This window comes from Lysinibacillus sp. BSL11 (genome assembly GCF_052928325.1).
Map to the genome: position 1 here is coordinate 177,895 of NZ_JAVGCX010000009.1, position 21,628 is coordinate 199,522.

At 37.2% G+C, this 21,628-nt stretch carries 25 protein-coding genes; 12 read left to right on the top strand and 13 right to left on the bottom strand.

The features are described from left to right. The first annotated feature begins 30 nt into the window (after positions 1-30). From RCJ95_RS12930 to RCJ95_RS12945, 4 genes are all read left to right on the top strand, one after another. The gene (locus tag RCJ95_RS12930) at positions 31-213 is read left to right on the top strand and encodes a hypothetical protein (protein ID WP_243456430.1); all 183 of its coding nucleotides are present in this window, start codon (positions 31-33) and stop codon (positions 211-213) included. Positions 214-979: 766 nt separating this feature from the next. Further along, entirely contained in the window at positions 980-2,017 is a 1,038-nt protein-coding gene (locus RCJ95_RS12935) for a threonine aldolase family protein (RefSeq protein WP_446722391.1), read from the top strand. A 94-nt stretch (positions 2,018-2,111) separates the two neighbouring features. Then, entirely contained in the window at positions 2,112-2,663 is a 552-nt protein-coding gene (locus tag RCJ95_RS12940) for a DUF1697 domain-containing protein (protein ID WP_369579259.1), read from the top strand. A 35-nt stretch (positions 2,664-2,698) separates the two neighbouring features. Beyond that, on the top strand, positions 2,699-2,911 hold the full coding sequence (locus tag RCJ95_RS12945) for a hypothetical protein (RefSeq protein ID WP_369579258.1): 213 nt from the start codon (positions 2,699-2,701) through the stop codon (positions 2,909-2,911). Positions 2,912-2,957: 46 nt separating this feature from the next. Here RCJ95_RS12945 and RCJ95_RS12950 read toward each other — a convergent pair whose 3' ends face one another. Both RCJ95_RS12950 and RCJ95_RS12955 read right to left on the bottom strand, forming a co-directional pair. Beyond that, positions 2,958-3,149, bottom strand: a complete 192-nt coding sequence (locus RCJ95_RS12950; RefSeq protein WP_115673749.1) for a hypothetical protein — start codon at positions 3,147-3,149, stop codon at positions 2,958-2,960. A gap of 130 nt (positions 3,150-3,279) precedes the next feature. Continuing rightward, entirely contained in the window at positions 3,280-3,840 is a 561-nt protein-coding gene (locus RCJ95_RS12955) for a carbon monoxide dehydrogenase (RefSeq protein WP_369579257.1), read from the bottom strand. Positions 3,841-4,016: 176 nt separating this feature from the next. Between RCJ95_RS12955 and RCJ95_RS12960 the strand changes: the two genes are divergently transcribed. Next, on the top strand, positions 4,017-4,817 hold the full coding sequence (locus RCJ95_RS12960; protein ID WP_369354746.1) for an SDR family NAD(P)-dependent oxidoreductase: 801 nt from the start codon (positions 4,017-4,019) through the stop codon (positions 4,815-4,817). Positions 4,818-4,879: 62 nt separating this feature from the next. Here the strand turns inward: RCJ95_RS12960 and RCJ95_RS12965 are convergent, their stop codons facing one another. Together RCJ95_RS12965 and RCJ95_RS12970 are read right to left on the bottom strand one after the other, a co-directional pair. After that, positions 4,880-5,383, bottom strand: a complete 504-nt coding sequence (locus tag RCJ95_RS12965) for a DinB family protein (protein ID WP_446722392.1) — start codon at positions 5,381-5,383, stop codon at positions 4,880-4,882. Positions 5,384-5,732: 349 nt separating this feature from the next. Next, positions 5,733-6,605: a DMT family transporter gene (locus RCJ95_RS12970; RefSeq protein WP_257522013.1), complete on the bottom strand. Its 873-nt coding sequence runs from the start codon at positions 6,603-6,605 to the stop codon at positions 5,733-5,735. Positions 6,606-6,818: 213 nt separating this feature from the next. Between RCJ95_RS12970 and RCJ95_RS12975 the strand changes: the two genes are divergently transcribed. Beyond that, a complete protein-coding gene (locus RCJ95_RS12975; protein ID WP_221683046.1) occupies positions 6,819-7,235 on the top strand; it encodes a GNAT family N-acetyltransferase in 417 nt (138 codons plus the stop codon). 407 nt (positions 7,236-7,642) lie between these two features. Here RCJ95_RS12975 and RCJ95_RS12980 read toward each other — a convergent pair whose 3' ends face one another. Together RCJ95_RS12980 and RCJ95_RS12985 are read right to left on the bottom strand one after the other, a co-directional pair. Next, positions 7,643-8,092, bottom strand: a complete 450-nt coding sequence (locus tag RCJ95_RS12980; RefSeq protein ID WP_320939763.1) for a DinB family protein — start codon at positions 8,090-8,092, stop codon at positions 7,643-7,645. A gap of 128 nt (positions 8,093-8,220) precedes the next feature. Continuing rightward, positions 8,221-8,766, bottom strand: a complete 546-nt coding sequence (locus RCJ95_RS12985; protein WP_221683045.1) for a DUF7010 family protein — start codon at positions 8,764-8,766, stop codon at positions 8,221-8,223. A 370-nt stretch (positions 8,767-9,136) separates the two neighbouring features. Here RCJ95_RS12985 and RCJ95_RS12990 point away from each other — a divergent pair, with 370 nt between their 5' ends. The 3 genes from RCJ95_RS12990 (at position 9,137) to RCJ95_RS13000 (ending at position 11,632) form a co-directional block, all read left to right on the top strand. After that, entirely contained in the window at positions 9,137-9,703 is a 567-nt protein-coding gene (locus RCJ95_RS12990; RefSeq protein WP_048393822.1) for a TetR/AcrR family transcriptional regulator, read from the top strand. A 126-nt stretch (positions 9,704-9,829) separates the two neighbouring features. Next, on the top strand, positions 9,830-10,954 hold the full coding sequence (locus RCJ95_RS12995; protein ID WP_446722393.1) for an ABC transporter permease: 1,125 nt from the start codon (positions 9,830-9,832) through the stop codon (positions 10,952-10,954). Continuing rightward, the gene (locus RCJ95_RS13000; protein ID WP_202342808.1) at positions 10,955-11,632 is read left to right on the top strand and encodes an ABC transporter ATP-binding protein; all 678 of its coding nucleotides are present in this window, start codon (positions 10,955-10,957) and stop codon (positions 11,630-11,632) included. 514 nt (positions 11,633-12,146) lie between these two features. Here the strand turns inward: RCJ95_RS13000 and RCJ95_RS13005 are convergent. Next, the gene (locus tag RCJ95_RS13005; protein ID WP_312128796.1) at positions 12,147-13,331 is read right to left on the bottom strand and encodes an MFS transporter; all 1,185 of its coding nucleotides are present in this window, start codon (positions 13,329-13,331) and stop codon (positions 12,147-12,149) included. A gap of 17 nt (positions 13,332-13,348) precedes the next feature. Continuing rightward, positions 13,349-14,167: a MerR family transcriptional regulator gene (locus RCJ95_RS13010; RefSeq protein ID WP_446722394.1), complete on the bottom strand. Its 819-nt coding sequence runs from the start codon at positions 14,165-14,167 to the stop codon at positions 13,349-13,351. Positions 14,168-14,416: 249 nt separating this feature from the next. Here RCJ95_RS13010 and RCJ95_RS13015 point away from each other — a divergent pair, with 249 nt between their 5' ends. Together RCJ95_RS13015 and RCJ95_RS13020 are read left to right on the top strand one after the other, a co-directional pair. After that, a complete protein-coding gene (locus RCJ95_RS13015; RefSeq protein WP_274772993.1) occupies positions 14,417-14,902 on the top strand; it encodes a DUF2975 domain-containing protein in 486 nt (161 codons plus the stop codon). 219 nt (positions 14,903-15,121) lie between these two features. Continuing rightward, positions 15,122-15,577 carry a GNAT family N-acetyltransferase gene (locus RCJ95_RS13020; protein ID WP_274772994.1) on the top strand — a complete coding sequence of 152 codons (456 nt, stop codon included), beginning with the start codon at positions 15,122-15,124 and terminating at the stop codon, positions 15,575-15,577. Between the two features lie 400 nt (positions 15,578-15,977). Here RCJ95_RS13020 and RCJ95_RS13025 read toward each other — a convergent pair whose 3' ends face one another. The 4 genes from RCJ95_RS13025 to RCJ95_RS13040 all read right to left on the bottom strand — a co-directional run bounded on the left by RCJ95_RS13025 (position 15,978) and on the right by RCJ95_RS13040 (position 18,501). After that, entirely contained in the window at positions 15,978-16,625 is a 648-nt protein-coding gene (locus RCJ95_RS13025) for a pentapeptide repeat-containing protein (RefSeq protein WP_405026776.1), read from the bottom strand. Positions 16,626-16,700: 75 nt separating this feature from the next. Then, positions 16,701-17,651: a bile acid:sodium symporter family protein gene (locus RCJ95_RS13030; protein ID WP_446722395.1), complete on the bottom strand. Its 951-nt coding sequence runs from the start codon at positions 17,649-17,651 to the stop codon at positions 16,701-16,703. 87 nt (positions 17,652-17,738) lie between these two features. After that, on the bottom strand, positions 17,739-17,930 hold the full coding sequence (locus RCJ95_RS13035; protein ID WP_313150085.1) for a hypothetical protein: 192 nt from the start codon (positions 17,928-17,930) through the stop codon (positions 17,739-17,741). 37 nt (positions 17,931-17,967) lie between these two features. Beyond that, positions 17,968-18,501 (bottom strand): HXXEE domain-containing protein, encoded by a 534-nt coding sequence (locus RCJ95_RS13040; RefSeq protein ID WP_221679897.1) that lies wholly within the window; start codon positions 18,499-18,501, stop codon positions 17,968-17,970. 655 nt (positions 18,502-19,156) lie between these two features. On the opposite strand from RCJ95_RS13040, the gene RCJ95_RS13045 reads away from it, so the two are divergent. Continuing rightward, on the top strand, positions 19,157-20,929 hold the full coding sequence (locus RCJ95_RS13045; protein WP_313150086.1) for an oleate hydratase: 1,773 nt from the start codon (positions 19,157-19,159) through the stop codon (positions 20,927-20,929). Positions 20,930-21,121: 192 nt separating this feature from the next. Here RCJ95_RS13045 and RCJ95_RS13050 read toward each other — a convergent pair whose 3' ends face one another. Beyond that, entirely contained in the window at positions 21,122-21,583 is a 462-nt protein-coding gene (locus RCJ95_RS13050; RefSeq protein ID WP_446722396.1) for an N-acetyltransferase family protein, read from the bottom strand. Positions 21,584-21,628 lie beyond the last annotated feature (45 nt).

A 21,628-nucleotide genomic window follows, 5' to 3' on the forward strand; every position in this document is an offset into this window, starting at 1 on the left:
CCAAATAGGGCAATGTAATACTACTTGGAGGTGATCATTTTGACAAAGGGCAAGCAATATAAACGTCAGTCAGAGTTGGCGGAATTAGCGACAGATTTAAGTCCAGATGATTTAGATGTGCGCGAAGAAAATGCTTTAACACAAGAGCAAAAGAAAAATTCGAACGAAGGAAATCGTTCAAAAAAATCTGCCACACGCAAATCGCAATCATAACGTAAACACCACAATCTTTTTCGATTGTGGTGTTATTTTATCTATTGCCACTTTTACATAGTTCTCTACTAACAATCGTTGATTTAATGTTACAATTTATAGAATGAATGAAAGGAGCTGGAATAAATGATTATATTTATCGTATTTGTTGGGGTTGTCGTTGTTATAGGCATCGTCAGTAATGCAAATAAAAATCACAGGAAATCGAATGAGCACAACCACCATATCCATTCCACTAACGAATTTTCAACAAATGATGCATATCTTTCCTCCCAAGACAGTCAACAATGTGCTGATTCTAGTGCTACTACGAGTGACTCATCTTGTGGCTCTGGCGGGGAATGAAAGTGACCCTTCTGAATTATTGAGAGATTGATTGAGGTGATCCAAACTAAGGAGAAGCCGCTCCAAAGAGAGTCCAAGGTGATCCAAACTAAGGAGAAGCCGCTCCAAAGAGAGTCCAAGGTGATCCAAACTAAGTTGAATCTGCTCCAAAATGAATCCAAAGTGATCTAACAAAGGATGAAACCTGCTTCCCCTGTAGTAGAACCTCCCTAAAGAGGATTCAAAGTAATCAAACAAAGAGGAAATTGTTTATAGCGTGATCAAAGCGGATGAGATCTGCTGGGCATCGATCTCATCCGAAGTACATATTTAAAATTTCATCATCTCATAACTAACAACTACTGTCTTTAAGATATAGCGAAAATGAAGCAACAGGCGTAAGATAGAGGAATAGATAGAGAATTTGGAGGTAGTAGTAGATATGATTCGATTCGAAAATGATTATGCAGAAGGTGCCCATCCACAAATTTTGCAGCGGTTAGTGGCAACAAATGAAGAACAATCTCCAGGGTATGGTATGGACGAGCATTCCGAAAAAGCAAGAGCCTATATAAAAAAGGCGATTGCAGCGGAGCAGGCAGACATTCACTTTTTAGTTGGTGGTACACAAACGAATACAACCGTGATAGCGTCTATTTTGCGTCCTCATCAGGGCGTCATTGCTGCGAGTACAGGGCATATTGCGGTGCATGAAACAGGAGCCATTGAGGCAACGGGTCATAAGGTGCTGACATTGCCTAGCGATGATGGCAAACTAACTGCGGCACAGGTGAAAGCCTGCTATGATGCGCACTGGCTGGATAGCACACATGAGCATATGGTGCAGCCAGGCTTAGTGTACATATCTCATCCTACAGAAAATGGCACGACCTATAGTAAGGCAGAATTAACAGCCTTACGAGAAGTTTGCCGAGACTGTGACTTACCGCTGTTTATCGATGGTGCTCGTTTAGGCTATGGGCTAGTGGCACAAGACAGTGATTTAGCTCTCGCTGACATCGCTAAGCTTTGTGATGTATTTTATATTGGTGGCACTAAAATGGGTGCATTGTTTGGCGAAGCAGTCATCATCGTGAATCCTGCTTATCAAAAGGATTTTCGCTACATGATCAAGCAAAGAGGGGGGCTGCTTGCCAAAGGTCGATTATTAGGCATTCAGTTCGAAACGCTATTTGAAAATACGCTCTATATGGATATTTCGCATCATGCGGTAGATATGGCAATGCTGATACGACAGGCATTTCTCGATAAAGGCTTCACAATGCGTTATGATTCAAAAACGAATCAGCAATTTCCGATTTTACCAAACCATCTACTTCCGACGCTGGAAGAAAAATATTCCTTCTCCATTTGGGAAGCATACGATGCTACTCATACGGTTGTTCGCTTTTGCACAAGCTGGGCTACGACCAAAGAAAATGTGGATCGTTTAATAGACGATATCCACCAATTAGTATAACCAATCAAGCTGCACCTTGCATGAAAGGATGCAGTTTTTTCCTATTATTCCCTAATTATTGCTATACTATAGATAAAAGGAAAGGTGGAAGCGAATGACTAAATACGTAGCACTTTTAAGAGGTATTAATGTAGGTGGGCACAATAAATTAAAAATGGCTGAATTGAGAGACGCGCTGCAACCACTAGGACTCCAAAACATTCGGACCTATATTCAAAGTGGCAATATCCTTTTTGAATCGAGTGAATCAGCAGAACTTTTGCAACAGCAAATTCAAGAGACCATCCAAACTACCTTCACTATTACGAGTACAGTGATCATCCGTACAGCTGAAGAATTCCGCTCTATTGTGAACAATTGTCCTTTCTCAGAACAAGACTTAGCAGATGCAAGTGCAACAGCTACAGGGGAAAGTCTCCATGTTGCACTACTTTCAACAGTTCCAACTGAAGAGAACGGTGCTAAGTTATTACAGTATGTAAATGAAAAAGAGCGCTGCATTATCAAGGGGAGAGATGTCTATCTTTTATTTTACGATAGCATTCGCAATGCCAAGCTTAGTCAACAACTGCATAAGCTAGAGGTGCCTGCTACAGTTCGCAATTGGAAAACGATGATGAAGCTTGCGACGATGATTGGTGAGTAGGGAAAATCATCTTTTCTAAGAGGAGGCGTGTTTAGATGCGACGGGATCAAGTAGGTTATTTTATTTATCCTTTTTTGTACTTCATTGTTAGAATGGTGAATCAATGGAGGAAACATGAGCCGATTGCATGGGGAGAAAATGTGACGATGATGGTCATCACAATGGTCTTCATCTATTTCTTTGTTTGGATGTGGAATTGGTCCAAAAAGCCGTATCAATGGGGAAAGAAGAATAAGAAAGAAACATAAAGCAAGAGAGCAAATTTCATTTTTTGAAATGATGCTCTCTTGTTTTTTACTTGAACTTTTCAGGTTTTGTGGCTTTAATAGAGGCAATTTCTCCACATTGCGTACAAACAGTGAAAATAAGGGGTGAACCTGAGGAAAAGATAGTATTCACGGGTCTTAAAGCAGCATAGCCATCTAATTTCCCTTCAGAAAAAGATTGACCGCCACAGGCTTTACAACTATATGTATTTGTTTCCATATTCTCACCTCTTAATGTAAGTTTAAGGAAATTATAGCATAGAAAAAACTACAGCGATATGCATCACTGTAGCTCAGAATTGGTTGATACCCTTTGAGGTTTTCTAAAGTATTATAGCATAACAACATATTCATTGTATAGATGAAGGAAAATATATAGATGTTGCGACTTCATTTGACTTTATCGAATTGGCTATTTGTACGAAAAGATTGGGTGTTACCTGATTCGTGCTATCTTTATAAATGCCGAGAAGATATTGTAAATTGCTTTCTTCAAAGACAAAGAAGTTAAAAAGCAGGTGCTCAAAATAAATTCCCTGACTACCATCTTGCAGTGTATATGCTTTTCCTGAAAAGCTCACTTTTGGTTGAATAGGTCGAATATCCATTTTAAAAATATGCTGTTTCATTTCGTTATGAACATAGAGAATGTTAAGTGAATCATTCATGCCATATTGATGATCTTTGTAAAATCGACCAAACTTATGTGTGATGGAAAACGGGGGTAAAACAGTTGGTAGTTTAACCTTACTATAATGCTGTTCAAATTCCTTCACAGCAGCTTCTACTGATTGATAGCCAGCTTCATCAAATTTTTCCTCAAAAGTGGGTGGCTTAGTTTGCGCACTTGCATGTTCCATGGTTTGGTAAATTAAAAAAATACATAGTGAAAAAGTAATTTTCTTTAGCATTTGCTTGCACGTCCTTATTTAAATAGCACTTTATAGAAGTATTTTGTTTCAGGATGAAAATATACGCGTTCACATTTAGGGATATTAGTTTAAAATTAAATGGTTTAATGTTAAACTATTTTACGTTAAGAGAGCTGATTTGCTCTTTTTCGTGTGATTTGAAGGAGGAATTGAAAATGAATCGAGTAAAAAATAAAGTGGCATTAGTGACAGGTGGAGCATCTGGTATTGGTTTATCAGCAGCTAGCTTGTTAGCAAAAGAGGGCGCAAAAGTAGTCATTGCTGATTTTAATGTAGAGGGTGCTAAAGAAGTTGCAGCAACTTTAGTCAATGATGGGTATGAGGCGGCAGCCGTTTTCCTTGATGCAGGGGATGCTTCCTCCATTGAAGCGGCCGTGAACTTCACTGTAGAACGATTCGGCTCATTAACGGTGCTCTTTAATAATGTTGGTCTAACTAACTTGAAGAAAGATTTAGATGTATTAAATATTGATTTAGATGAGTGGGACCGCTTAGTCAATGTGAATTTAAAATCCATATTACTAGGAAGTCGTTTTGCCATTCCACATATGCAAAAAGCTGGTGGGGGCTCAATTATTAATACGGCTTCTATGGCTGCGTTCGCCAGTGACCAAATCCGAACAGCCTATGGGGCAACAAAAGCAGGTGTGGTGAATATGACAAGAAACATTGCCACACAATTTGGGAAGGATCATATCCGTTGTAATGCGGTTGCACCAGGTCTTATTTTAACACCAGCCGCGAAAAACAATATGCCAGAAGAAATGCTGGCAATTTATGCGAAATTTAATGCGCTACCATATCATGGAGAAGCGGATGATATTGGCCATGCAGTTGTATTTTTAGCCTCTGACGAATCAAAATTTATGACGGGCCAAACATTGCAAATTGAAGGCGGACATTACCTCGCTAACCCAACCATCGCTGATACTAATAACTGGCTAGCATCTTTATAGTCAATAAATAAAAGAGGTTGTCTTAGAATAGACAACCTCTTTATAATTTGGCACAAGCTTAGCTACATTTGAGGAGCCTCCAACCCAAACTGAGCCCATTCCTCTTTCGCTGGACCATAAATACCTGGAACAGTTAAACCAGCCTGACGCATCAGAACCGTCATTTGACCGCGATGATGACTTTGATGCTGTAGTAAAAATAATAACAGGGAACCATTGGGCATTTGTTGACCAATAAATTCAATCGTTTCAGTCATTGTCTTGTCAGTCCATTGCGATTGTATCGCTTGCACAAAGGCTTCACTCGCTTGGTGATAGCCATCTGCAATGAACTGAGCAGAAGTAGGAACTGGAAAATCCTTTGCTGGGGCTTCAAACGCTAAATTCGAATTCGAGGTAATAATTCGAATTGCAGTAACCATGTGCCAAGCAACGCGTCCTAAAGTCCAGTTTTCAGGAGTGATTGCCTGATGTAGCGATTCATCTGTAAGGTGATTAAGTAATTTTTGCGTAGCAGTGGCTTCAAATGCCCAAGACTGTAAAAAATGATCGATTGTTTGAAACATGAAATCCCTCCAAAAATAGCCTATGATGTCTTATTTTCCTATGCACCTAAAAGAAAAGCAAGATAAAGAATTGCATAAAGGGGAAGGGCAATCGAGAGCAGGATATACATGCTCCATTCACCAATCGATAATTTTCGTTGCCACCTCGTTAATTTTAGCTGTCGACAATAGATCATACTAGCAAGTAAAAAAATTAATAAAGTAAAATCCTTTAAGTTATCTAAAAAGATGTTCAGAATATCAACTCCTTTAGGCATTGGCAATATATGTGCCAACATGTCATTCAATGACCATAAGCTAAGCCAACATAAAAAGTGCGTCTCTATCTAACATAGAAACGCACTTCAATTTATTCGTCTCGAATGACAATAAAAACGCCACTAAAAATTAATAGGGAGCCTATCCAAAAGGAAAGCCCAATCGTCTCTCCCAATAAGAGCCAGCCTAAAAATGTGCCAACAATTGGTTGAAAGAAGAAAAATAAGCCGCCACTAGACGCATTCATTAGTTGAAGCCCTTTATTCCACAATAAAAAACCACCAGCTGTTGAGATAATGCCTAAGTAAAGCAAGCCCCCTGAAATGGTCGGCTGTAAAACACTTGCCAGATCTAAATTCTTTAGCCTTGGAAGGACAAAAGGGGTCAACAGCATCACGGCAATCATAGATGTATAGGTTGTGACAACAATTTGTGAGTAATGGCTTGGTATCTTTTTGACTAATACCGACATCAATGCCCACGTTAAGGCAGCAAGCAGTAAATAGAGTCCGCCTAATTGCTGTGTCACATCGATTTGACCATTGCCTACAATGATTCCAACACCAATCGTGGCAAGAGCGATGGACAAGCATTTTTTCAGCGTAATACTTTCTTTTAAAATCAAACGGGCGAAGACAACCATAAAAGCAGGGGTTGTAGCAGTAATAATTGCTCCCATCTGCGCGGTGGATAGCATTGTGCCCATTTCCTGTGTCACAATTGAAATCGTGTTCCCAATAAGGCCAACAAGAAAAATGATCAGCCAATCTTTTTTAGCTATTTTCCAGGATTGCCTCATCATGATCCCAATGATACCGAGTGCAATCACCGCAATTAAATAGCGCATCCAAACAAGCTCTAATGGTGGCACAACCTCCACCACTACTTTAACGACTACATACATGGCACCCCAAATACTCGCAGCAAGCGATAAAAAGATGGCACCGATTACTAGATTTCTCATGTTTTTTCCTCCGTTTTCATAGATACCTATGCCCTTAACGGAGAAAAAGCGCTTCTACCGTTAAGGAAGAAGAAGTGCTGGTACGTCCTGTTCAAATAATGGAGCAAACATCATAATTATCCCACCATCCTCAAGTCATTTTTTATTAGTATAATAGAATACACATCGTTTTCATAGGGAGATTTCATGAAAGCAAAAAGAGGGAGGATGAAAATGGTAATACTTCAATACAAGATGGAAGAGAAGGATTTGCCAGTATTAAAGGAAGTCTATCAATCTGTTGGGTGGAGGAAACATGATGAACAGATTATCAAACAAGTTTTCGATGCAAGCACACATCAAGTATTCGCCGTGGTAGATGGAAAAATAGTGGGCTTTGCTAGAGCTTTGTCAGATGGCGTATTTAATGCCGCCATTTACGATGTGGTTGTGCATCAAGCTTATCAAGGTACAGGGATTGCTCGTTTACTGCTGGAGGATATGATCGCACAGTTAAGGGAGGTATCCTGCATTCAGTTAATCGCCACAACAGGGAATGAACCGTTTTATGCAAAAATGGGCTTTAGAAAATTGAAAACGGGTATGGCCATCTATAAAAATCAACAACTAGCTCAAGAATATCTGGATTAAAGGAAATGGTCGGAAACCCACAAATGGTTTCCGACCTTACAATTTTATTTCATTATAATTAGACTGGATGAAATAGCTGTTAGTTGATACCTGCTTATAGTGCCCTACATTCCACTCATTCAGGTTGATTAAATCCTTAAGGAATTTAGGGACAGGGCAATTCCAATCTACATTTACTATTGTTAGTGGGAAATGTAGCTGTAAGTATATTAACTGAATCCAAACCAGCATCCTCCACTACAAACTCCATCCATATTTGATAAGGTTTTCCGAATGTCGAGAGCTTTTTTATATAGGGCTATATGTGCTCTCTTCATATCTTCAAACCATAAGTTGCGGAAATAACGCATTTTCCCACTACTGTTCCTCCATTTAAAAAGCTATTCCTTTCATTGCCTTGCCCTTTATTAAAATAAAGGCTTTGGCAATCCATTAAGATGCGCGATAACAGAGATTTGCCCAACATGGTAAGCTTCATGTGAGTAAACATGATGAAACAACCAGTTAAGTGTAGGGACGGAAGGTGGCGTCCAACCATCAGAAAACTTCGGCACCTCGACTAATTCATTGAGCTGCGATTTGTCTAATGTATGTAGAATGTCATCCGTATAATTTCTAATTTGAATATAGGAATCTAGTATGTCCTTAGGCGAACAATTATCGTGAAGGTTTAACATACAAGGTTTCCTAAGTCCAATTTCATTCACCCAATAGTCTTCACTACTTGATATATGAGATATAATCCATGCTACATTATTTGGATAAAAATCTGATGTCTTAAACCAAAATGCCTCATCAAGTGTGCTTAGGTAAGGGATTAACGTTTTCCTAAGATCATTACGATATGGAAATAGCACATTTATACATCCTTTCATTTATTAATAGGTTTATTGTAAAGGAACAAGTACGGGCTAGGAAATGGATACTTTATTTCTCAGGTTGAAGGAGGTCGGGAATATTAAAAAAATCACCTAGAGGAAGGTGATTAAATCGGATTGACTTTAAGTTCTCTTAGAATTAAAAGAACGCCCATTCCATACACAATAGAAATGGCTAAAGGTACAAGTGTGAAGGCTTGATCGACAAAGAACCCACCAAAAATCAAAGCAGAGAAGCAGACGCCTAAAGTCACAAATAAATAAGCCTTACTTTTATAAATCCATATGTATGGCAGAAAATGAGAGCCTGCAAGTAAACCTATTGTAAAGGGAAGGTATTCAGGTATGTTCATATACACAATGATAAATACAGGTATGTAAAAAGCTTGAGGAGCGGCAACAATTCCTCCTAACGTCCCTAAAGGATTGCCAGTAGCGTTTAAATTAATCCCAAGAATTTTACTAATACCAAAACCGATAGGGAAAATGGCACCTAAGCCAAATATCCAACTTAAATGTACAGCTTCAATTGGTAAAACTAAGGGCATTAGAGTAAAAAGTAAAAAGACAACCGCACCAGAAAGTAAAATGGGAAATCCCTTTTTTACTTCACCAATCATTTCCTTTTGTAAATCTTCCAGTGTTTTATCCATCAACACACCATCCTTCATGAAATAAATAGAATATAACCTATAATATACCAGTATATTTCTATTTTTACCACAGATGATTTGAAATAGAATTTTTTAGAAAAGTTTGCGATCCATTGCCTAAAAAATTCTGGAAGACCAAGATTATTATTAAAATTGTTGATTAGTGAAAGAAAGTCATTCCTTTTATCTTTCTTACGTTATAAGTACCTATGGAGAATTTTGGGATTGGAAAATGAAATAGTCGTCACCTTCTATAGAATGGTAATTACCTCTAACAAAAACGCAATTTACTCAAACGTCATGCATGTTTAAAGGTTACTCGCTTTTTTTTTGTCTCAATGTTAGCATTGTAGAATATTGGAGGTATTATATGGGACGAGATAAAAAATTTTCTGAACAAGACCTTTGGCATCATACGCATCAGCTTTTGCTATCTGTTGGATATCAGGGGTTTACAATGAGCTTGCTTGCACAAAGTATTGGCGTATCAAGGGCCGCAATTTATAAACAATATCCAAATAAAGAAGAACTTATTATTCAATTTATGGTTTGGCAAATGGAAAAAAGCATCGAGAACCTTTCAAATGTTAATTTTTCGCAATCATTTGAACAACAGCTTGAGGACTTACTTGTTCGTATGTTTGATATGCGCGACCTACATCAAATTTTAGGATTCGCCTCACAAATTAATGACGTATCGCTAGTTGTGAAGCAAAAAAAGGAAGTATTAAATAACATGCATGGTGGACTTTACATACCACTTCAACAAGTAATCAAGCAGGGTAAGGAAGAGGGGATCATTGCAGAAGATCGTAACAACTTTATTTTGCTTAGCTTCATTTTTCAATTGATTGACATGCCAAACCATCTCAATATGCCTATAGAAAGCTTTTTAAAGGAGATCAAATTGCTTATTTTACATGGTATTTCAAAATAAGTAACAAGTATGTCACTTATTTTAGTTACACATGTGTAACTTTTGTGTATAATGAAAAAGAATTCATATTTAGCAGGATTCAATCTTTGCTCATATGAATTCTATTTCTAATATGGAGGCTACATCATGTTTTTAGCATTAAAAGAATTAAAATATGCGAAGTTCCGCTATGTAATGATGACGACAATTATCATTTTAATCGCATGGCTCGTGTTCATTTTATCGGGACTTGGCAACGGTTTAGCGACTTTGAGTGCCGCTACACTGAAAAATATCGACGCAGAATACGTTGTATATGAAGAAACAGCAGGGGCTACATTCGCAAAATCGATCCTGTCAGAAAATCTACAAGATGATTTAGAAAAGCAAAACAATGTAGATAAAGTCGCTGCGTTTGGCGCTTCTACAATTGCAGTCGGCAAAACAAAGTCAAAAGATGCCGATTCGAAGGAAGATGTCGCATTTTTAGGCGTTGAGCCAGACGCATTTGTTATGCCAGAGGTAATCGAGGGTGAAAAATTATCATACGACAACAAAAAGGGTGTTGTTATTAACGATACGTTAAAAGAAGCAGGCTACAAGATTGGTGATATCTTACTAGTAGCAAACTCTGACATGAAATTAGAAGTGGTAGGTTATGTAAAAGGAGAAACCTATAATCACTTACCTGCTATTTTCACAGTAATGGAAAACTGGCGTGATTATCAATATGCAGCTCCCGGCTCTGACAATGATACAGACAAAGCTGTACAAGCCTTCTTCCTAAAGGCTCCCAACTTAGAAGATCCAACTACTATCGACAAAGCCGTAAAAGATGTTGAAACAGTTACAAAGAAAACAGCAATCAACGGTATGCCAGGTTATAAAGAAGAAAACGGCACTATTATGATGATGCTTGCTTTTTGTATCGTTATCTCTGCATTCATTATCGCTGTATTCTTCTACGTCATTACAATGCAAAAGACACAACAATTTGGTGTCATGAAAGCAATTGGCGCTAGCAATGGTTTCATCGGTAAAGCAATTGTTGCACAAGTAGCGATTCTATCAGTATTAGGTATCGTTATTGGTATAGTCCTAACTTACTTAACGGCTAAAATTTTACCAGAAGGTATGCCATTTGACTTAGAACCGACATTAATCATATCCTATGCGATTGTTTTATTAATTATTGCATTATTAAGTTCAATTGTTTCTGTACGTCAAATCGTTAAAATCGATCCATTAACAGCATTAGGGAGAGTGGAATAAATGGCCCTATTATCATTACAAAATGTTTCTAAAAGCTATAAAGAAGGCGCTAGCACTGTTCAAGCATTAAAACAAGCAACACTTGAAGTAGAAGCTGGGGAGCTAGTAGCCATTATCGGTCCATCAGGTTCAGGTAAAAGTACACTACTTTCCATTGCAGGCGCTCTATTACAGATGTCAGAGGGTACTGTAGAAATTAACGGCAGGAATATTATTGATCTTTCAGCAAAACAATTAGCAAGTTTCCGTTTAAAAGAGCTTGGTTTCATTTTACAAACATCAAACTTAGTACCTTACTTAAATGTACTTGATCAATTACTACTTGTGAAAAAAATGGGTGGTAAAGTGACAAAAGATGATAAAGAGTTTGCAAAGCAACTACTTACAGAGCTTGGCTTAAGTGATAAACTTAAAAAAATGCCGAATGAATTATCAGGTGGTGAGCGTCAACGTGTTGCGATTGCGCGCGCATTCATGAATAACTCAAAAGTGATTTTAGCCGATGAACCAACTGCTAGCCTTGACTCTAAACGGGCACTTGAGGTCGTAAAGCTTCTTGCCAAAGAAGCAAAAGAACGTAACAAAGCTGCCATAATGGTCACCCATGATGAACGAATGCTACAGTTCTGTGACCATGTATATCGTATGGAGGATGGCGTGCTCACGCAACAATCTTAAAAATAGAGACTGGGTATAAAACTCTAGCTTTCATCAAAAAGGACTCGTGCTTTTGTGTCAGTAAAAGTGCGAGTCCTTTTCGTTATAGAAAGGAATTTTAAATGATTTTTATTGTTGTTTAGAAGGATGATCGTTTATCTGTCAAATTCATGATGATAACGATCAACCTAAGCTAGGAAAAACATTTGATGATTATGCAACCTTTTTAAAATAGATAAAAGTCAAATAGGAGATAAAAATTTCAGCCCAGTACCACAAGCTTCTAGCACAGGTCTTTGGGATGTAAAGCTACCAAAGGATGCTCGGTATGCTTTAAAGCCTGATTTTAATGCCTTAAATAATATAGGCGGATTTCATGTGTTTACGCTTGATACAGCAGAGAGCCGAAACTTTTGCCGACTCTATGGCATTGATGAGGAAGCTGCCACAGGGACATTTAATCAAGAGTACATATTTTGAAAAGCTACCTTTATATTGAATAGGCCATTTTCAATATAAAGGTAGGATAAAAAAATTAATATTTGACTTTAGTAATAATAGGGGTTTCAACTCTACTATTCAATTTTTGGAATAGCCAGATGGCAAGGAATAAAGCCATGCTTACAGTACCAAAACCGACCCAATTCAAATGTAGGACAGAGGTATGTCCGATGACAAACCCGCCTAATGCAGACCCTAGGGCAAAACCGAATTGGATAAAGGAGGTATTTATGCTTAGGGCAATGTCTGGATTTCGAGGTACCAGCGTGACAAGAAGGAGCTGCTGGGCAGGAGAAATACTCCAAGTTGCTACCATAAAAATCATTAAAATCAAGATCAATACAAAGAGATTGATACCAGCTAGTGCGAATAAGAGGAGCGTTGCTGCTTGTAACAGCAATCCGAAACAAATGGTAAATCGCGAACCCTTTGCATCAGCCAATTGTCCGCCCACTCTTGAGCCAAGAAAGCTACAGATGCCAGCTAAAAATAGGATGCCACTAATTTCGGTCATAGAAAGAGGGGATGTGGCTTGCAAGAAAGGCGTAATATAAGTAAATAGGGTAGCGTAGCCACCGACATAAAATAAAGTAATAGCCAGGGCAGTTAGAATTTTTGAATCTTTTAAAATCGAAAGCTGCGACCTGAGTGTAACAGCTTCTTCCTCCTTAATAACTGGAATTTTTTTATAGATGATAAGCAGTGGAAGAATGGTTAATAGACCGATCAACATAAACAAAACTCTCCATCCAAATAATTCGCTAAAAAATGTGCCAATTGGAACACCCAGCACGAGCGAACTGCTTAAGCCCATCAAAATTATGCCAATAGCACGACCTCTTCGTTCTTTTTCAACTAATCGAGTAGCTACTGCCATGGCTACCACTGTAGCAATTCCTCCGCTAACCCCTTGAATAATGCGTATCCCTAGTGCGTACTCAAAAGAAGAGCTGATAAACATGAATCCGTTACTAATAATGAACACACTAACGGTAGTCATAAGTAACTTTTTGCGATCCATATTGATCGTAAGCGCAATGAGAATTGGAGCGAAAATGGCTGCTGCCAGGGCAAATAAAGTCACTAATAACCCAGCTTCTGAAATCGTTACGCCAAAATCTACGGCAATCATTTCAATAACGCCTGTAATAATGTACTCAATGGTTCCGATTAGAAAAACAACGAGTGATAAAACATAGATAATCAGCTTATTTTTCAACTCAATTCACGCTTCCTTCAGCTATTTATAATAGGTATTTGTATCTCCATTAATTGGACGTTCTGGGTTGTAGATAATGGTAAATAGATTTCTCTACCTGGTTCGTTTTCCTTGACTTGATAGTTATTTTCTACAATCCATTTCGCTAAATCAACACAGGCTGTACAAGCAAAGTTAGAATCTGAGCGAAAGGTCATTGTGGCCATCATCGGCTCAGGCGGAAGAGTCCGTAGTTGAAATGTATCAGGGAATGAGGGAAGTTCCTTGGTTAAAAAATAGCCGACTTCAAATTCAAATTCGTCTTCTTTCTCCTCTATTTCTTTCCATAAAACAACCTGAGGACTTTGAGCTAGTTGGCGCATTTCCTTTGTTAGTAATTGATTAAATGTACGAAACAGGTCTGGAATATCTTCTTCTCTCCCGCGTGCTTTCAAAGAAAGGAATTGCTGAGCATCCACTGCCTTGATGCGGATTTCTTGATCTGATTCCACCTGACCCTCTCGTTCTAAAAGTTGCATACGTTCTTCAATTCGTGCAAGCTTGGCCTGTTCCGTCTGAATAATATGTTGAATCTCATTTTTTTTCAGCTTAAACATCCCTTGTATATCTTTTAACGAAATATCTTCGTTGAGTAAGCGTATAATCTGTGGCAAGGTAAACCCCAATTCCTTATAGAGAAAGATTCGATTAAGCTCTAGTAGCTGGTCTGCTGAATAGTATCGGTAGCAAGTATCATGGTCCACCTTTCTTGGCTTTAATATGCCAATCTGATCATAATAGCGCAATGTTTTTAAAGATACTTTGCTTAGCCTAGAAAATTCGCTGATTTTAAACAAACTATCACCTCCAATCTAATAACTTAATGCAAGTATACAGTTTCCTGTGCAGGGGAAAGTCAAATGCTTTTTAAATAACTTTATGGAGCCTTACTACAATCTAATGTAGTAAGGCTCTTGTGAATATTTCAATGAATGTCAAATATATAAATAACAATAATAATATAATTGAAAACAATTATTATTTATTGTTAATCAATAAATTGTGTGCTAAATTTATAGTGTCATTAAATAAGTGAGGTGCTTTATGTGAATGGTAAACGAGGATTAACAACTTTCTTAAAGGTGATAATTCTTCTAGCTGGTATGGTCATTTTTGCCCTGTGTATATTTTTTTTACCACCAATGGCTCATTTTGCATCGAGTTTGTATCCGAATTTTTACCCAATGAACGATCTCATTTTCATTGTGATGTATGGATCGGCTGTACCTTTTTACATTGCTCTTTATCAGGCTTTTAATCTTTTACGGTACATTGAAGCGAATACCGCGTTCTCGGAATTATCTGTAAAAGCATTAAAGTACATAAAGTGGTGTGCGATAATAATCAGTGGCTTGCATGTATTAGGTGCACCACTTTTTCATTTTATAACAAACAAAATGGATCCTCCTTTTGGAATAGTGGGACTCCTCATCATTTTTGCTTCATTGGTTATCGCCATTTTTGCGGCTGTCCTTCAACGACTTCTACAAGAGGTGACGAATATAAAATTAGAAAATGAGTTGACGGTCTGAGATGGATGATATGGTGATATTAGCCAAACGAAAACTGCTCATAGAAGAGATGTAAAACATATCAGTTAGAATTCGGAATCCTATGGAAGTTTAATAGTGACGCAAGTAAATTTCTAGATAGATATGTAGTTTAATCTTTTACATTAAAAGGAGCTGATCCACTTTTATTCTACTTTTGCTATACTTTATGAAATTGAATAGTATAAGGAGGCTATAAAAGTGGATTGGAAGATAAAAAAATTTGATGAATTAACAGTAAAAGAACTATATGAGATACTGAAGGTTCGTGCGGAAGTTTTTGTTGTAGAGCAAGAGTGTGTCTATCAGGATATCGATTCAAAAGACGAAAATGCTTATCATTTATTTGGTGAAGACCAAGGAGAGGTAGTTGGGTATTTAAGGATTCTTCCCAAAGGAATAGTATATAAAGAAGCGGCAATCGGAAGAGTGTTAACAAAGCAAACATACAGAAAAAAGGGTTTGTCTCTGGAAATGGTTAAAAGAGCAATTGATTACATTCTAGATGATATTGGAGAAGACGCAATCCGCATTTCTGCGCAGGCATATTTGCTAAAATTCTATGAGGGCTTCGGATTTGAAAAGACATCAGATGTTTATTTAGAAGATGGAATAGAACATATAGAAATGCTATATAAAAGGCTGTCGGTCGAATAATAATATGAATTTAATAACAAACAAACAAGGCGTCCGATAATTTATGCTATCAGACGCCTTGCATTTAAAGTGGAGGATAACCTGTAAATAGCAGGATAGAATTCTAAAAGTGGAGGATAAAATTGAAAAAGAAGCGGATAGAACGCTTAAAGTGAGGGATAGGCCTGCAAAGTAGGAGGATAGCCTATAAAGAGAAGGATAGAATTCTAAAAGTGTCGGATAGAACTGAAAAAGAAGCGGATAGAACGCTTAAAGTGAAGGATAGCCCAGCAAATTAGGGGGATAGCCTGTAAAGAGAAGGATAAAATTCTAAAGACGATAAAATAGAAGCTTTACAAATTACAACAATTGAGCGCTATCCGAGCATAAGGATAAGCGCTTCAATTTTTAAGCCCTTAAACTAGTATTTAACCTTCAATCCTAATAATGAAGCAAAACCGATCGCTTGTTCAGTAGAGACTTCACACCCATTTAAACTTTCTGGAGTTACTTGAAGTCTTTTAAATTTACATGTACTGATGTCTATTCCTTTTAAGGAAGTTTGAGAGAAATCCACATCATTTAGATCACTTTCCTGAAACGCCACTTTATTTAGTAAACAATCATAAAAATTCGCACCTTGTAGGGAGGTGTTATCAAATAGCACTTGTTTAAAGCGCACTTCGGGGAAATTGCATAAGTTTGCAAGACAATTTTCAAATGAAACATTGCCGAGGTTCGATTCAGTTAAATTCAACCCTAATAATTTACAGTTTTTGAAGGCCACTCTATGAATGATGCCTTCACTTAAGTTAGTGTTAGATAAATCACAGTTTTCAAAAATGACGTCCGTTAAATCAATTTTTGGAAAGGTACAATCGATGAATGTGACATTTTTAAAGATAACATTAGAGACGATTAATCGTTCAACATCCTCGTGAGCAATGACGGTATCCGTAATCATGCAATTTGTTAAATAGGGTTCCTCCTCATAAAAAATATTCTGAAAATTTACCTTGTCAAGATTCGGAGGTATTTTTGGTGAGGTAAGTTGGAAATTGTATGGCATATTAGCACACCCTTCAAATGTAAATAAAAGCTCCTCCTATTTAGTATAAGTGCAAACCTAAAATAAGAACACCGTCTATACGGTGCTCTTATTTGGTTTATACAACGGATTCACCATCTTACTAAAAACGGAAGCTAGTATCTGTTGAAACAGCATACCGAACACAACAGGCATGGCGACTTTACCTGGAAAGTATGTTGTGGCTACGATGACACCGACTGCAATATTTCTCATGCCACCAGTAAAAACAAAGGTTGCCATTTGTGGACCGTCTTTTAGCAGATATCGACCAATGAGGTAAGCAAATAGATAGCCTGAGACTGCAAGAAAGAACACTAAAAGCACCACGAAGAAGAGATGCATGTTGATATCCTTTAAGTAGGGAGCAATGGCACTGCTATTAATCAGTATGACCGCAAATAAACATAGCTTTGAAAAAGGAGCAAGCTTTTTACCGATTTTTTGGGGGATGGCTCCTTTCGAAAGTTCATTCACTAAGATACCTAAAATCGTGGGTAAGACAATCATCCATAGTAAATTCAGAATCAGGGATGCCACATCCAACTCAATTTTTTCACCCGAAACGATATAGAGGATGAAGGGGAGGATGATGGGAGAAAGGAGGGTATCAATTAAAATAATCGATAAGCCTAACGGTAAGTTCCCTTTGCAAATATTGATCCAAATAACACTCGTTACGCCTGTTGGGAGTGCAACCGCTAAGACAAAACCAACAGTCAACAAATGGTCATCAAACAAAACGGTGGATAAGAAATATGCCCATAAAGGCATCAAGAGATGAAGAAAAAGGATGGAGGATAAAATGAGTACTGGGTGCTTCATGAAAATTTTTACATCTTTAAATTTCATATGTAAGCTTCCTGAGAATGTCATGAAGGCAAATAGCCAGGAGACAAGGAATAATAAATGATGTCCAATGCTTTCTAAGAATACACCTACAATTAAGCTTAATGGTGTCAGGATCGCAATGTATTTTTGGAGAAATACATTCAGTTTTTCTAACATACAAAGACCTTCTTTTTTATCTGATTTTATCACTTTTTTATAATAGTAGGTAAATTTACCGTAAAAAAAGCAGAAGGTTTACTCCTGCTAAGAATTTACATGTTTTTTATCGGTTTCTTTAGTAAACGGCATCCATACAATGCCTAAGATCAATAAAATATTACCTGTCCACCTAACCCATAAGTAATAAGGATGGTCTTTTAAAAAGTACAACGAGGCTAGAATAATAAGCATCCCAATCCCAATCATCAATTTTAAATAAATCGGAGTTTTTGCCATTCTACTGCCTCCTTTCTGTCTTTTCATGAACATGAATCTATATCACTCTTTTTCCTATCCAATGCGCAGTAAAGACAATTGGGAAAAATAGTATACCAAAAGGCAGGCTTAGTAAAACGATATGCCAAGTAAGGATGCCACTAGTAAACAAAGATTTAAATAAAATAATACTATAGGGAATAATAATGATGGCTGATGTTATCGCTCCTGGTGTGATAGAGCGAAAAAATAGCGATTGTCCAATATGGGTAAAAGCATGGATAAAGAAAACAAGTGTGACAGCTGTGAAAAAATAAATAGTAAATGCGACTCCGTTTAGAAAATAGTAGTTAGCCAGAATGGTAGAGAGACTGACAAACAAGAAGATAAATAATACAGCAACAGCAAATTGTGCGGTGCTCATTGAAAATTGTTTTACCACTTTATCGGCTATTTTTGGGGGTAATCTTTCATACAGCTTATGACGATTATTTTGTAACCATTTCTCTACCATAATAATTTCTTCAAAATCATGGATAATAAATAAAATAGGAAACAACCAAATAAGTGTTTGTACATTCAACCATTCCATATAAATACATCTCTCCTTATCACTATGCTGGAAGTGTTACTAAAAATACCGTATTTATATAATATATGTTAATAATGATATATTGAAAATAGAAAAAGTTGTAAGCTAAGATTCATTTTTAATTGATTTATTAAGAAATTGGGTATGAAGCTGTGAGTGAAATCGATAAACGTAATAGACTAAACGAGGAGCCATTCACGTTATGAAGGAAAGCAAATTAAAATCGTCAAGTAGAAAGAGGCTGAGCGTCTACTAGCAAACATTCAGCAGGTGGAGGGGCAGATAAAGGAAGTCCAGCTATTGTTAGCTAAAATTACGGGTAATTTTAAACGGAGTTTCGAAAAATTGGCTAAACATAAAAAAGGGAATAAAGTTTAAAAAAAGATTTATTGAGATAATAATTATGCAAAGCTAATATCAACGTACTGGAGTGGTTTTTTCTTTTTAAGGCCAGAGTTAAGGGGATTAAAACAATTATTTACTGTATGGTTCTCTTTTATAAAAATACAAGCACTTGCTTTGTCCAATGAGAAGGGGAGATAAATTAATGAACAATTATCGGATTTGAATTTTTTGTTAATTATTAGCTCATTTTACCATTTAGCCGATAACCTATGATATTCTATATTAGAATAATAAATTAGGAGGCGGTAATATGTATTACAGCAATGGTAACTATGAAGCTTTCGCACGTCCTAAAAAACCTGAGGGAGTCGATGAAAAATCTGCTTATCTGATTGGCTCAGGTCTAGCCTCACTGTCAGCAGCATGTTTTTTAATTCGTGATGGCCAAATGAAAGGTGAGAACATTCATATTCTTGAAGAGTTAGATATTTCAGGAGGAAGTCTTGATGGCATACTTAATCCAACGAGAGGGTTTATTATTCGCGGTGGACGAGAAATGGAAGATCATTTTGAATGCTTATGGGATTTATTCCGTTCCATTCCTTCGTTAGAAGTAGAAAATGCTTCGGTTTTAGATGAATTTTACTGGCTCAATAAAGAGGATCCTAATTATTCAAAATGTCGATTAATGAAGGATAGAGGCCAAAGACTAGAGGATGATGGCAAGTTCACCTTATCAGACAAATCCTCAGAAGAAATGATTAAATTATTCTTTACGCCTGAGGAACAATTAGAGGATAAAAAAATCACAGATGTTTTCTCTGAAGAATTTTTTGAATCGAATTTTTGGCTCTATTGGTCCACAATGTTTGCGTTTGAAAAATGGCATTCTGCGATGGAAATGCGTCGTTATATTATGCGCTTCATTCATCATATTGGCGGATTACCAGATTTATCGGCCTTGAAATTTACAAAGTATAATCAGTATGAATCGCTCGTGCTTCCAATGATTAACTATTTAGAAGGTCATAATGTTGATTTCCAATATAATACGGTAGTAGAAAATGTTTTAGTTGATAAGGTAGGAGACAAAAAAGTAGCTCATACATTGGTGTTAAGAAAAGACGGTGTGAAAAAGAATATTGAACTAACAGAAAATGAGTTAGTGTTTGTGACAAATGGTAGTATTACAGAAAGTACAACATACGGGGATAATAATACGCCAGCCCCTATCAATAAAGATTTAGGTGGCAGCTGGTCCCTGTGGAAAAATATCGCTGCCCAAGGTGAAGAATTTGGTCGACCTGAAAAGTTCTGCGATAATCTGCCAGAGGAAAGCTGGTTTGTTTCCGCTACCCTGACAACATTAGATGATCGAGTGGCTCCATATATTGAAAAAATCAGTAAAAGGGACCCATACGCTGGTAAGGTCGTAACAGGAGGAATTGTCACAGCTACCGATTCTAATTGGATGCTAAGCTATACATTGAACCGACAACCTCACTTTAAAAATCAACCAAAGGACCAATTAGTTGTTTGGATTTATGGCTTACTATCAAACAAGCCAGGTGATTTTATTAAAAAAAGTATTACGGAATGTACAGGCATTGAGATTGCACAAGAGTGGTTATACCATATGGGTGTACCAGTGGATGAAATTCCAGACATTGCACAAAATTCTTGCAATACGATTCCATGCTATATGCCTTACATCACTTCTTATTTCATGCCGAGAGCAATGGGTGATCGTCCACTTGTTGTGCCAGAAGGGTCTGCTAATTTAGCCTTTATTGGCAACTTCAGTGAAACAGCAAGAGACACTGTCTTTACTACGGAATATTCCGTAAGAACGGCGATGGAGGCAGTCTATCAACTATTAAGGATTGACCGAGGTGTGCCAGAGGTGTTTGCGTCTGCCTTTGATGTTCGCACATTATTAGCATCGACGGCTCGTTTGCTGGATGGTAAAAAACTAACAGATATTGATGCACCATTTATCTTAAAGCAAATCGGTAAATTGGGTATTCATAAAACAAAGGATACAATCATTTATGATTTACTGAAAGAAAGTAAATTAATATAGTGTTATAGCTGAAAAATAGACAAAGCAGTTTGAGGGGCTTTGTCTATTTTTTTACAGCCAATCCTTTATATAGGCAAGTAAACCGATAAACGCACCTAATCCCATGCCAATAAAGACAGGCACGACGAGGTTGGCTTTCTTTTGTACGGTTTTCATTTCTTCCATTGAAATCCCTTCTTTCTCATCACATACTTAAAATTCTAAGCGCATTGTCTGGTTCGTATCCTTGAACCCGTGTTTTTCATATAAGGATTTAGCGCCTTTATTTTCAGTCAATACATTTAACTCCAAATAGTCCAAGTGACGATAGGCTGCCCATTTTTTCGCTTCATCTAATAAAGCAGAGCCAATTCCTTTGTTTTGGTAATGCTTGCCAATAATCACATCCACAATAAAAGCATATTTGTGTTCAACCAAGCAAGTATAGGGTGGGGTCGTTGTTTCTTGAATAAGCAAAAAGCCTACTACTTCGTTCTCGAATGTTGCGATTAAAATATCTGAATCATCTTCAATGATCGTAAACCTGATAAAGTTGGCATCTTGTTTGGCAGGTTTGATATATTTAGGTTGAAGAATCGACATCTCAAAAAAAAGCTCTTGGTATAAACGCTCAATTTGTGGAATTTCATCAAGCGTTGCAGTTTTTATTTCCATACTATCCCTCCGTCAGTTTTAGCATCATAGTAAGTAATATTTTAC